This window comes from Mesorhizobium sp. M1423 (genome assembly GCF_040317575.1).
Taxonomy (GTDB): domain Bacteria; phylum Pseudomonadota; class Alphaproteobacteria; order Rhizobiales; family Rhizobiaceae; genus Mesorhizobium.
Genome location: NZ_JAMYKU010000002.1, coordinates 232,180 through 244,406 on the forward strand (window position 1 = coordinate 232,180; position 12,227 = coordinate 244,406).

The following is a 12,227-nucleotide window of genomic DNA, read 5'->3' on the forward strand; positions in this document are numbered from 1 at the left end:
TCATGAGTTCTTGTCTTTCCGTTTCGACGTCACCGCGGACATGGTGCGGCCGAGATTGCGCTCCGCCGCCTGGTAGTCGCGTTGCGCCACCGCGACGAACAGCGCGTCGAGGATGTTGAGCTGGGCAATGCGCGCCGCGGCGTTCTCACCCATCAACGGCGAGCCTTGCGCGGTCGAGCAGAGCACGATGTCGGCGACGGCTGCCAATGGCGAGTTATCGTAGTTGGTGATGGCCAGCGTGCGTGCGCCGCTTTTGCGCGCAAGCTGTATAGCGTCGATGACGGCGCTGGTGTTGCCGGAATGCGAAAAGCCGACGGCGATGTCGTCGGCGCCGAGCAACGAGGCCGACATCAGCATCATGTGCGAATCGTCGTAGACAGAGGTGCGGATGCCGATCCGAAGGAATTTGTGCGAGACGTCGCGTGCGATCTGCGCCGAACCGCCGACGCCGTAGAAATCGCGGTTCCTGGCGCGGTAAAGCAGATCGGCGGCGCGGTCGAAATCGTCCATGTCGAGGATGGCGAGCGTCTCCTCCAGCGCCTGGATGGAGGTGCGGAACACCTTCTGCACGATTTCGGCCGAGCTGTCGTCCACCGACAGCTCCTGATGCATCTCGGCGGTCGGCAGGCGGCTGTATTCATAGACCGCCGTGCGGAAATCGCGATAGCCGGAAAAACCCAGCTTCTTCGCGATTTTGACCACCATCGCCTCTGAGACGCCGGCCTCCTCTGCGATCTGCTTGAGCGGGATAGTCTCGTCGAAGCCGCGCCTGCCGAAGACGGTTTCCACCACCTTCGCCTCGAGCGGCGTCAGATGCGGCATCATCATGCGGATGCGCGGCCCTACTGCTTTCAGATCCAGCCCGGTCAATGTCATCCACGTCCCCTCGTCACGCGATCGATAAGCATCGCGGCGAGGATTATAAGGCCAGTTGCCAGGAGCTGATAGAAGGACTGCACGTTCATCAGCGTCAGGCCATTGCGCATGCTGCCAAGGATGACGGCACCCAGGATTGTGCCGACGACGCTGCCCTTGCCGCCCATCAGCGAGGCACCGCCGATCGCCGCCGCTGCTATGGCGTCGAGCTCCCAGAGATTGCCGAGAATGGGTTCGGCCGCACCCAACCGGCCGATCAGGATCTGTGCGGCAAGCGCCGCCAGCAGGCCCGAGATCATATACGCGGCGATCTTGGTGCGGGCGATCGGCACGCCGGCTATATAGGCCGCTTCCTCATTGCCGCCGACGGCGAGCAGATATTCGCCGAACGGCGTCTTCTTGAGGATGATCCAGGCAATCAGCGCGACCACGGCCACGATAATGACCGCCAACGGCAATCCGAACAGCGAGCCATTGAAGATGGCACGGAAGCCGGCAGGCAGGCCGAGCACCGGATTGCCGCCGGTATAGATCAGCGCCAGCGCCCGGTAGGTGCTGAGCGTTCCCAGCGTGACGATGAAGGGCTGCAGCCCGACATAGGCGACCAGCACGCCGTTGAGCAGGCCGCAGGCAAGGCCGATGGCGAAGCCGGCGGCGATGGCCAGCGGAAACGGCACGCCGGCAACCAGCATCGAGGCCGAGATGACTGCCGAAAGAGCTGCCGTCGGCCCGACGGACAGGTCGATGCCGCCCGAGATGATGACCAGCGTCATGCCCAACGCCAGGCAGGCATTGATGCTCGACTGCTGCAGGATGTTGATCAAATTGCGCTCGGCAAAGAAGCCGGGGACCAGCGCCCCGAAGACAGCGAGGATTACCACCAGGCCGATCAGCGTGCCAGCGTCGCGCACCGAAAACCGGTGCAGGAAATCTGCGCTTGGGCGCGCTGCTGTGTGTTGGGTTATATCGGTCATCCGCTGGTCCTGTCCGTTATGCACCGGCCCGACGGCCTTGCGCCTTGCCGGCCTCAATCTCCGTTTGGGGTATGGCGTGCGCGGCGATCGCCTGTTCGCTGAGACTTGCGCGGCCCAGTTCGGCGGCGACCGTGCCGTCACGCATGACCAGCACCCGGTCGGCGAGCCGGATCACCTCGGGCAACTCGGACGAAACGACGATTACCGAATGGCCTTCGGCGGCGAGCTCCTCGATCAGGTGGTAGATCTCCGCCTTGGCGCCGACATCGATGCCGCGCGTCGGCTCGTCGAACAGAAGGATCCGCGTTCCCGCCGCCAGCCAGCGGCCGATGATCGCCTTCTGCTGGTTGCCGCCGCTGAATAGGCGGATCGGCCGGTCGAGCAGGAACGGTCTGAGATTGACGCGTTTCATCTTCTCGGCTGCCACGCGCTTCAGCCGGCGGTGGTCGATGACGCCGCGCGGCGCGAACACGCCCATCGACGCCAGCGCCATGTTGCTGGAGATCGACCGCAACGGCACGATGCCTTCGCGCTTGCGCTCCTCCGGCACAAGGCCGATGCCGGCGGCGATGCCGTCGCGCGGACTGGAAAGTTTTATCGCCTTGCCGTCGATCTCCATTGTGCCTGATGACGCCCGGTCGGCGCCGGCCAGCAATCGCAGCAGCTCGGTGCGGCCCGAGCCGACCAGGCCGGCAATGCCCAGCACCTCGCCGCGATGCAGGTCGAACGAAACGTCACGGACCTTGGTCGCCGAGGCGAGGCCACGCACGCTCAGCCTGATCTCGCCGGAAGCATGCGAGCGGTGTTGTTCCTGCGCAAGCTCGCGGCCGACCATCATCGAAACGACGGCCTTTTCCGACACCTGCGCGAGATCAACGGTTTCCACCACGGCGCCGTCGCGCATGATGGTGGCGCGCTGGCAGATGCCGAACACCTCGTCCAGCTTGTGCGAGACGTAAACGACGGCGACACCGTCGCGCGCCAGACCGGCAATGACTTCCGCCAGCCGTTCGAACTCGCTAGGCGTGAGGCTCGATGTCGGCTCGTCCATCGCCACGATCCTGGCGCGGTCGAGCAGCGCCCGGGCAATCTCGACGATTTGCCGCTGCGCCACCTTCAGGCTGCCGAGCGGGGCTGCCGGGTCGATGGTCGGATCGATGGCGGCGAGGGCTTCCGCAGCGCGGCGTTCCTGCTCGCGCCGGTCGACGAAGACGCCGCCGCGCGTCAGCGGATGGCCCAGGAACATGTTCTGGGCAACGCTGAGACGTGGCACCTGCTGTAATTCCTGATGGATCATCGCGACGCCCGCGGCGCGCGCCTGGGCCGGGTTGTTCAGCGTCACCGGCCTGCCGTCGATGAGCACGCTTCCCGCCGTCGGCCGGTAGACGCCCGACAGGATGCGCAGCAGCGTCGACTTGCCGGCACCGTTCTCGCCAAGCAGGCCATGGATTTCGCCGGCGCCGACCGAAAAGGACACGTCGCTCAGCGCCCGCACGGCCGGAAACAGCTTGGAAATGCTATCGAATTGCAGCCGGGCTGACATTGCTTCGGTGCTCCAGGCAAGGTGCCGACCCAAGGCCGGCACCCGCCGCCCTGCTCTATTGGCCCGCTGCCGCGTCCTCGAGCAGTGCCTTGCGCACGGCGTCGCCGCCGCCCGAGTAACGGTCGGCATTGTCCTTGGTGATCAGCGCCTGCGGCGTGGCAACGACACGCGGCAGCTTCTGCCCGGCCACCAGGCGCAGCGCCGATTCCAGCGCCACTTCGCCGGTCAGCACCGGAAACGAATCGACGGTACCAGTCAGCTCGCCGGCGCGGATCGAGGCATAAGCGTCGGAAATCCCGTCGGTGCCGAAGACGGCGACCTTGTCCTGCAGGCCGGCGGCCTTCACCGCTTCGACGATACCCAGCGCCATGCCGTCATTGTTGGCATAGAAGCCGATCAGGTCGGGGTGCTGCTGCAGGATGTTGGTGGCCGCGTCGTAGGAGGTCTGGCGATCCCAGTTGCCCGGCACGCTGGCGACGACCTCGAACTTGCCGGCTTCAGTAATCGTGGTCTTGAAGCCGTCGGTGCGCTGGACGGCGGCGTAGACGCCAGCCTGGCCTTCGACGATGGCAACCTTGCCGCCATCCGGCCGGTTCTTGATGAACCATTTGGCGACGCGCACGCCATTGTCGCGCTGGACATTGCCGACATAATACTCGGCCTGCGGGATGACCGCGTCATTGACGTTGACCACCGGCACGTTGGCTGCCTTGGCCTGTTCCATGATCGGCTGCAAGTTGGAGTCGGTCTGCGGTGAAACGAGCAGCACGTTGTAGCCTTGCGTGACCAGGCCTTCGGCGATAGTGAGCTGGCCGAGTTGGTCGCCCTCGCTCTGCGCCGCCTGGTAGACGACGGGCACGCCGATGCGGTCGCCGAACGACTTGTAGCCCTCGCCCAGCGAGCGCCAGTATTCGTTGGTCAGCGTCTTGGAGACCGCACCCGCCTTGGTGCCCTCGGGCAGCTTGGGGAAAGCCCCGAACTTGGCCTCGAGCTGCGACCAGTCGACGCGATCCTTCTCGGTGTCGGAATTGAGCGGCGCGAGGTCCGCGGATAACACCGAGCCGATGGACAGCGCCATCAGGGCAGCGGTAGCGGTGACGAGCAGAAATTTCATGGTCTTTCCTCCCTTGTTGAAAAACGGTGATGGCGCCGGCCTCAGCTGTCCGGCCCGAGCATGGCTTCCTGGATGATGGCCTGCGACGCGATCGCGTCCTGACGGTCGACGGCGGCTGACAGGCGGTTGTCGCCGTCCAGCCGATCGACGACGCGCAGCATGCGCTTGACGGTGGCGATGTTGACTTCGCATTCGTGGACGGGATCGAGCCCGGTCATGTCGGGGAACGTGTCGAAGTAGATGGCCCCGGCATAGCCGTCGCGGCGGATCTGCCTGAGCAGCTCGATCGTCTGCAGCGTGTGCACGGCACCGACCATCAGGCCGTCGTCGCGCTTGGCGTAGCCGTCGTTGAGGTGCACGCCGAGCAGCTTGCTGTGCCGTGCTATGAGGGCGGCAGCGAAAGCCGGCTGCTCGTCGGCATAGAGCACGTGAGCGAAATCGAGCGTCACGCCGAGATTGGGCAGGCCGATCTCGCGGATCGCCAGCAATGTCGTCGCCGCATCGGGCATCAGGCTGTAGGAGCGCGGCTCGTTGGGTTTGTATTCAAGGCTAATCTGGCAGCCCGGATCATGCGCCGCTACTTCACGAATGCCATCGATTTCGTGTTGCCAGAGTGTTGCGTAGTCAGCCTGGAAGGCGTAGTCGAAGCCATCCTGCCCGAGCCACAATGTCATCAGGCTGGCGCCGGCCTCGCGCGCGGCGTCGATGCCGGCCTTGGTCAGGTCGATGGCCTCGCGGCGAACGGAAGGATCCGGATTGGTGAAGGCGCCGAGCTTGAAGGCCGGATTAGAGTAGTAGCGCATGGCGAAGCCATTGATGGAAAGCCTGAGATTGCCGAGTTTGCGTGCCATTTCCGCAGGTTTTTCATCGACATGGTCGGGGAAGTTGAGGTCGAGATCGGTCAATTCCGCAACCTTCGCCGCACGCGCCGCCATTTGCAGCATGGACGGTTTACCAACAAGATCAGGCCACTCGGCCTGTGGCCGCGAGGCAAAGGAATTGAGGCGGGTAGCGAAACGACAGACTGTCATCGGTGACCTTTCATTGTCATAACTTCACATAAGAATGATTATTTGTAAAGTTGTTAATTGCTCTCGGTGGCGACGGATTCGCCATGCCCGGGCTAGTTGCGACCACATGAGGCCCAGGCAAGCGCAGCACTGTCACGCAAGTATCATGTTCGCGTCCTAGATCGCTTCTCCGAAGGCTTTCGCGGCATTCTCGATGCGACGCGGCGCTTTTTCAGATCCCGGCTGTTTTGTCACAAAGAGGATTTCCATGAAAAACCTGCACCGAAACGCGTCCCTCGCAGTCGCGCTGGCGATGTTCACCGCCTTGACTCCGGCCTTGGCTGAAAACGCAGCGACCGTCGGCGGCGTCAGCTTCGTCAACAAGGGCCTGGTCGGTGTCGGTCGCATCCCGGCCAGCCAAAGGGACAAGTTCGGCGAGACGTTTGGCTCCGGCTCGGGCATGGCGATCGACGCTGCCGGCTGGACGCATGGCGCCGATGGCTATAAGGGCTCGCTGTGGCTGCTGCCGGATCGTGGCTACAATGTCGTCGGCACCACCGATTACCGTCCGCGCATCAACACGATTGCCCTCGAGTTCGCCCCGATCGCGCCGGGTGCAGTGCCAGCCGCCGGCCAGGAACAGTCGGGCCTCAAGGCAACGCTAGCCGACACCATGCTTTTGACCGACGACAAGGGCATCGATGCAACCGGCCTAGATCCGCTCAACGGCGTGCGCGCAGCGACCGACGACATGCCGATCCTGCCCGAAGCCAACGGCAAGCTCGCGCTCGATAACGAGGCGATCGTGCGGCTGCCCGACGGCACCATGTTCATCTCGGACGAATATGGTCCGAACATCTACCACTTCTCCGCCGGTGGGCGTCTGATGTCGGCAACGCAGCCGCCGGCGGCGCTTGTCCCGATGCGTCATGGAACGCCGAACTTCGCGTCCAACAATCCAGGACCGGGCGCGGCAGACCCAGATCCGAAGGATCCCGAAACCGGCCGTCAGAACAACCAGGGCCTCGAAGGCATGGCACTGACGCCGGACGGCAAGTTCCTGATCGCTGTGCTGCAATCGGCCGCCAGACAGGATGGCGGCGATTCCGCTTCGACGCGCCAGAACACGCGCGCGCTGGTCTACGATGCCTCGGATCCGGCCCAACTCAAGCTTGCGCATGAATATGTCGTGCCGCTGCCGGTGTTCACCGATGCCAAGGGCAAGACCAAGATTGCCGCGCAGAGCGAAATCGTGGCTCTGTCGGACAAGACCTTCCTGATGCTGGCGCGCGACAGCGGCAACGGCCAGGGGGTGAAGGGCGACACCTCGCTCCATCGCGAGATCAGCGTCGTCGATGTGTCGGCGGCAACCGACATCGCCGGCACCGAGTTCGACAAGGACACGCCGGTTGCGCCCAAAGGTGAGCTCGATCCCTCGGTGACGCCAGCCAAGCTGACGCCGTTCATCGACATCAACGACAAGACCGAGCTCGGCCGCTTCGGGCTGCACAATGGCGCGCCCAATGACCGCAACAACCTTTCGGAGAAATGGGAGGCGATGTCGGTGGTAAGCGTCCTCGACCCAACACGGCCCGACGACTATTTCCTGTTCGTCGCCAACGACAATGACTTTCTCACCCAGGACGGCTTCCAGGTCGGCGCGGCCTACAAGGCCGAAGATGGCGCCGACGTCGACACGATGTTCCTGGTCTATCAGGTCACGCTTCCAGGCCTCGCCGGGAAGTAGCGACACCCCCAGGCAGGCGTACGCGCCGAACGCGTCCGCCTGCCTGGCACGATCGAACGGTCGGGCCCTTCAGTTGCGGCTCGCCGGCACAAGGATTGTGTTCTAGTGGGTTTGCAAAACCTAAGACTGACGATCCGTCGAAGGCACTTACCTCAACATCTCCGCGTCCTTTGGCACGCCCGCATCGATCGGCTCGGCCGTCCTGTCCGACACGGCGGCGATCTTCCCGGCGGCCGACAGGTTCGGGCGCACGAAGACCGGCGCGACGCCGTCGACGCGGCTGTAGAGGTCGATAATGTCCTGATTCATGAAGCGCACACAGCCGGAGGAAGCGTTCTTCCCGATGGAATCCCACTCCGGCGTGCCGTGCAGCCGGTACATCGTGTCCTTGCCGTCGCGGAAGAGATATAGCGCGCGTGCGCCCAGCGGGCTGTGCGGGCCGGGCGGCATGCCGTCCTTGTATTTCGCCAGTTCCGGCCGGCGCTGGATCATCTCCGGCGGCGGCGTCCAGACCGGCCACTTCTTCCTCGCCTGAACCACGGCGCTGCCGGTCCATCCGAAACCGGCCTTGCCGAGGCTGACGCCATAGCGAATTGCCTTGCCGCCGTCGCGCACCAGATAGAGGAAGTGCTCGGAGGTATCGACGACGATCGTGCCGGGTTTTTCTCCGGTCGGATCGGACACGATTTGGCGCACGAATTTCGGATCGACCTTGGCTACCGGGATTGCCGGCAGTTGATAGCCCTCGTCGACGCGCGCTGCATACATACTTGCGGCATCGCCGAAAGCCGGATCGCTTGGCGCCGCGGTCACTGGCGGCGCCGCTACGTCCGTCGTGGTGCACGCCGAAAGAGCCACGGAGGCCGCGCCCAAAGCGGATGCACCAAGAAACCCACGCCGGTTCAGGCGCTCAAAAAACAGCGGAATATCGGACATGAACCCCCGGCTTGCCCATGAGATCCAGGAAAGATGCGGCCCCACGCGTGCAGGATCAATATACGATTCCGGAAGCTTTGAGAACATGATTGGATCAAGGCGCGCCAGGCGGAATTCGCAACGCTGCGTCGACCTGTCTCGTTAAATCGGCAATCATTGCGGACCGGACTCAAGATAAGCCTTCGCCGAGTTGCCTGCCATGGACGACAAGATGCCCGCACGCCGGCGGACCAGCGACCTCACCAGTGGACCTATCCCGCGTACATTGCTGCTGTTCGCCCTGCCGGTGCTCGGCTCCAATGTTCTGCAGTCGCTCAACGGCTCAATCAATGCCGTCTGGGTCGGTCGTTTCCTCGGCGAAGCGGCGCTGACCGCCACGTCCAATGCCAACCTCGTGCTGTTTCTCATCCTCGGCACCGTCTTCGGCATCGGCATGGCGGCGACCATCCTGGTCGCGCAATCGGTCGGCGCCCGCGATCTGCCCGAAGCCCGCCGCATCGTCGGCACCAGCGCCACCTTCTTCTTCCTTGTCTCGGTGGTGTTCGCGGTCTGCGGCTGGATCTGGGTCGATACAATCCTCAATGCGCTCGGCACGCCGGCCGATGCGTTGCCGCTGGCGCGCTCCTATCTGCGTATCATTTTTCTCGCCGTACCGATGATGAACCTGCTGTCCTTCGTCATGACGGTGCTGCGCGGCGCCGGCGATTCGCGCACGCCTTTCCTATTCATGGCGCTGGCCGTCGTGCTCGACGTCATTTTGAACCCGTTGCTTATTCTCGGCATCGGCCCGTTCCCCGAACTCGGCATCGCCGGCTCGGCCACCTCGACGCTGATCGGCCAGACGGTAAGCGTGCTTGCCATCCTGATCGTGCTTTATGCGCGCAAGCACCCGCTGCGGCTGGCCGGCGCCAATCTTGCTCTGCTGCGGCCGGACCCGGCGCTGCTGCGCATTGTCGTCTTCAAGGGCGTGCCGATGGGCCTGCAGATGATCGTCGTCTCGTCCGCGGCGCTGACTGTGACGGGCATGGTCAATGCCTACGGCTCGCAGGTCGCGGCTGCCTACGGCATAGCCGCCCAGCTCTGGACCTATATCCAGATGCCGGCGCTCGCCATCGGCGCCGCGGTCTCGTCCATGGCGGCGCAAAATGTCGGCGCCGGGCGCTGGGACCGGATCGGCCGCATCGCGGCGTCCGGCGTCGGCTTCAACCTTGTGCTTACCGGCGTGCTTGTCGCGCTGCTGTTCGTATTCGATCGCGCGGTGCTCAGCCTCTTCCTCAGCAGCGACAGTGCAGCGATCGACATCGCCACTCACATCAACAAGGTCGCATCCTGGTCCTTCATCCTGTTCGGCATCACCATCGTGCTCTTCGCCACTGTGCGTGCCACGGGCGCGGTGATGCCGCCGCTGATCATCCTGGTGATCTCGGTACTTCTGGTGCGCACCAGCTTCGCCTATTTCTTTCGAAGTGCGATCGGTGAGGAAGCGTTGTGGTGGAGCTTTCCGGCCGGCTCGATAACCTCGCTCGTGCTGGCCACGGCCTATTATCGCTTCGGCCGTTGGCGCAGCGTGCACATGATCGAGAGCCGGCCGGCTGCCGGCGAACCGCCGGATACCGGCCTCGGCGTGCCGCGCCAGCGCGCGCATCTTTCGCCCGAGACGCCGAACGGCTGAAAGGCCGGCTCAGCGCGCGTATTTCGCGCCAAACCCGAGCGCCACCAGCGAAAAGACGACAATCATGCCGGCAAAGGCCAGGCTCGCCACGGTCGCGCTTGCCACGGTCGACAGGATGCCGATGCCGATGACCGGCAGCGCGTTGCCGCAAAAACAGCAGATGAAGAAGGCCGAGACCACTTCGGCACGCCGGTCCCCCGGCGCGATCTCGTTCACCACCTGCAAACCACCGCGATAGCCGAGCGCTGACGCCACCCCGCACAAGGCAGTTGCGGCGACCATGATGGCCATCGAGGCGAAGACCTGCGCCGCAACGATCAGTGCGACGCTGGGGATCATCAGCGCAAGTGCCGCAAACATCGCGGCCCGGCTCGAAAGACGCGTCGTCGCCACAATGGTGCCGGCCGCCACGATCGACAATTCAAAGAACAGAGCGCCGGCTACCGCATGGTTGGCTACCTGCAGTTGCTGCGCCAGGATGCTCGGCGCGAGTGCCGCATAAAAGCCGACGAGCGCCATCGCGCCAAAGCCGGTCACCGCCGGCGCAACGAAATTTGCGCGGATGTCATCAGGCACGGAAAGCCGCGGCCGCATCGAGACGTCAGCCAGTTTTCCCGGCCGCGAAACGGTTTCCTGCGTACGCCAGATCAGCAGGGTTACGATCGCTAGCATCGCCAGGTGGACGACGAATATCAGCCTGAGTGGCCAAGGTGCGTATTCTGCGAACAACCCGGCCCCCAGCGCACCAAGGCCGAGGCCGAGAAAATTGGTGCTGGTGGCAATCGTCGCCGCCTGTGACTTGTCGTTGGCCGAGAGCAATTCGGCGAGCCAGGCCGTCCCAGTCCCGGCGCCGACGCCAATTCCCAATCCGCTCAAAATCCGGGCGATGTCGAGCCACGCGACATTTTCTGCGAACAGGAAAAACACCGCGCTGACGACGGCCACCGCCATCCCGGCCAATGCCATCGGACGGCGCCCGATAACATCGGACACACGGCCCAACATCAGCAGCGCTGACAGATTGCCGATGACATAGACGGCGTAGACCAGCGTCAAAGTGATCTGCGAGAAGCCGAAGACCTGCTTGTAGATGATGTAAAGCGGCGTCAGCGCCGTGCTGCCGGCGAAAAGAGCCGCGATCATGGCAGCCACGGCAGCCGCTGCGGCGCTGCCGCCGAGTTCGTGATCGCGCGTCATGACTTGAGCGTGAGCTGTCATTTTTCGACCTTTTGCTGTTCGGATCTGACACCAAACGCCTTTTTCGCGTCAGCCGTTCCCCCTTCCCGACTTGCTCCTGACAAGTTTGGCAGCTTTGCCGATGGCGCTGAGCGAGATCCTCTTTTAACCTCAGCGGATTGTCAGGGGAGATTCATGGGCAAAGGACGGGTCGAGGCATTCACCGATGGCGTGGTCGCCATCATCATCACCATCATGGTGCTGGAATTGAAGGTGCCGCATGGCGAGGATTTTTCCGCGCTGGCACCACTCTGGCCGATATTCCTCAGCTATGTGCTGTCCTTTATCAATGTCGGCATCTACTGGAACAATTTGCACAACATGTTCCATACCGTGCAGCGGGTTGACGGCCGCGTGCTGTGGGCGAACCTCAACCTGCTGTTCTGGCTATCGCTGATGCCGGCGACGACAGCCTTCATGGGTGAGAACCATTTCGCGCCCGTGCCGGTCGCCGTCTATGGCGTCGACCTGGCGCTCTGCGCCATCGGCTTCAACATCCTCACCATGGCCCTGCATCGACTGCACAGCAGCGAAACCCTTTTCGCCAGGGCATTGGGCAATGACCTCAAGGGAAAGATCTCGCTGGCCCTCTATATCGCCGCCGTCGCACTGACCTTCGTCAATCACTGGATCGGTGTCTCGATCTATGTCCTGGTAGCGCTGATCTGGTTAGTGCCGGACAGGCGCTTCGAGCGGCTAATCGAGAAATAGACAGACCATGATCCCGAACCGAAGGACCGCGTCAGCGAAAAGTGGATGCCGGTTTTCGGAAAAGATCATGGTCCAACGAGAAGATAGAGCCCATCCCGAATTTTATCGGGATGGAACAGGCTCTAGCCTCGCATTTCCTTCAGCTTTTCCGCTACCGAGGCGGCAAGGTCGGCGTAGCGCTCCTCCAGCCGCTCGGCCGCCTTGATCACTGAAAAATCATGGCCGAACTTTTCCAGCGCCATACGCAGCTTTTCGACGAACTCCGCCTGTTTTTCGAGCGCCGAAAAAAGCGTTTTCACTTGCGCTTCGCTGATGTCGGGATTGGCAAGCATTTGCGGCACTTCGCGGCCCATCTGGTCGCCGGTTGCGGTCTGTTCTTTCAGGATCTCGATCCAGTCGGTCAATCGT

The 12,227-nt window shown here is 63.3% G+C and carries 11 protein-coding genes; 3 read left to right on the forward strand and 8 right to left on the reverse strand.

Features of this window, described 5'->3' with window-relative positions:
- The 5 genes from NKG95_RS03930 to NKG95_RS03950 are packed head-to-tail and all read right to left on the reverse strand — an operon-like array spanning position 1 to position 5,538.
- Positions 1-876 (reverse strand): MurR/RpiR family transcriptional regulator, encoded by an 876-nt coding sequence (locus tag NKG95_RS03930; protein ID WP_023721163.1) that lies wholly within the window; start codon positions 874-876, stop codon positions 1-3.
- On the reverse strand, positions 873-1,850 hold the full coding sequence (locus tag NKG95_RS03935; RefSeq protein WP_352855203.1) for an ABC transporter permease: 978 nt from the start codon (positions 1,848-1,850) through the stop codon (positions 873-875). The genes NKG95_RS03930 and NKG95_RS03935 overlap by 4 nt, the downstream gene beginning before the upstream one ends.
- Positions 1,851-1,866: 16 nt before the next feature.
- Complete coding sequence (locus tag NKG95_RS03940; protein ID WP_353040002.1) at positions 1,867-3,393, reverse strand: sugar ABC transporter ATP-binding protein; 1,527 nt, start codon at positions 3,391-3,393, stop codon at positions 1,867-1,869.
- A gap of 55 nt (positions 3,394-3,448) precedes the next feature.
- Positions 3,449-4,507 carry a sugar ABC transporter substrate-binding protein gene (locus tag NKG95_RS03945; protein ID WP_353040003.1) on the reverse strand — a complete coding sequence of 353 codons (1,059 nt, stop codon included), beginning with the start codon at positions 4,505-4,507 and terminating at the stop codon, positions 3,449-3,451.
- A 41-nt stretch (positions 4,508-4,548) separates the two neighbouring features.
- Positions 4,549-5,538 (reverse strand): TIM barrel protein, encoded by a 990-nt coding sequence (locus NKG95_RS03950; RefSeq protein ID WP_353040004.1) that lies wholly within the window; start codon positions 5,536-5,538, stop codon positions 4,549-4,551.
- Positions 5,539-5,785: 247 nt separating this feature from the next.
- Between NKG95_RS03950 and NKG95_RS03955 the strand changes: the two genes are divergently transcribed.
- Positions 5,786-7,264, forward strand: coding sequence for an esterase-like activity of phytase family protein (locus NKG95_RS03955; protein WP_353040005.1), 1,479 nt, complete (start codon positions 5,786-5,788; stop codon positions 7,262-7,264).
- A 147-nt stretch (positions 7,265-7,411) separates the two neighbouring features.
- On the opposite strand, the gene NKG95_RS03960 is transcribed toward NKG95_RS03955, so the two are convergent.
- A complete protein-coding gene (locus NKG95_RS03960; RefSeq protein ID WP_353040006.1) occupies positions 7,412-8,200 on the reverse strand; it encodes a L,D-transpeptidase in 789 nt (262 codons plus the stop codon).
- A 199-nt stretch (positions 8,201-8,399) separates the two neighbouring features.
- Between NKG95_RS03960 and NKG95_RS03965 the strand changes: the two genes are divergently transcribed.
- Entirely contained in the window at positions 8,400-9,872 is a 1,473-nt protein-coding gene (locus NKG95_RS03965; RefSeq protein WP_353003417.1) for an MATE family efflux transporter, read from the forward strand.
- A 9-nt stretch (positions 9,873-9,881) separates the two neighbouring features.
- Here the strand turns inward: NKG95_RS03965 and NKG95_RS03970 are convergent, their stop codons facing one another.
- A complete protein-coding gene (locus NKG95_RS03970) occupies positions 9,882-11,090 on the reverse strand; it encodes an MFS transporter (RefSeq protein WP_353040007.1) in 1,209 nt (402 codons plus the stop codon).
- A gap of 153 nt (positions 11,091-11,243) precedes the next feature.
- Here NKG95_RS03970 and NKG95_RS03975 point away from each other — a divergent pair, with 153 nt between their 5' ends.
- Complete coding sequence (locus tag NKG95_RS03975) at positions 11,244-11,819, forward strand: TMEM175 family protein (protein WP_023721173.1); 576 nt, start codon at positions 11,244-11,246, stop codon at positions 11,817-11,819.
- A 122-nt stretch (positions 11,820-11,941) separates the two neighbouring features.
- Here the strand turns inward: NKG95_RS03975 and NKG95_RS03980 are convergent, their stop codons facing one another.
- Positions 11,942-12,223, reverse strand: coding sequence for a hypothetical protein (locus NKG95_RS03980; protein WP_353040008.1), 282 nt, complete (start codon positions 12,221-12,223; stop codon positions 11,942-11,944).
- Between the last annotated feature and the right edge of the window lie 4 nt (positions 12,224-12,227).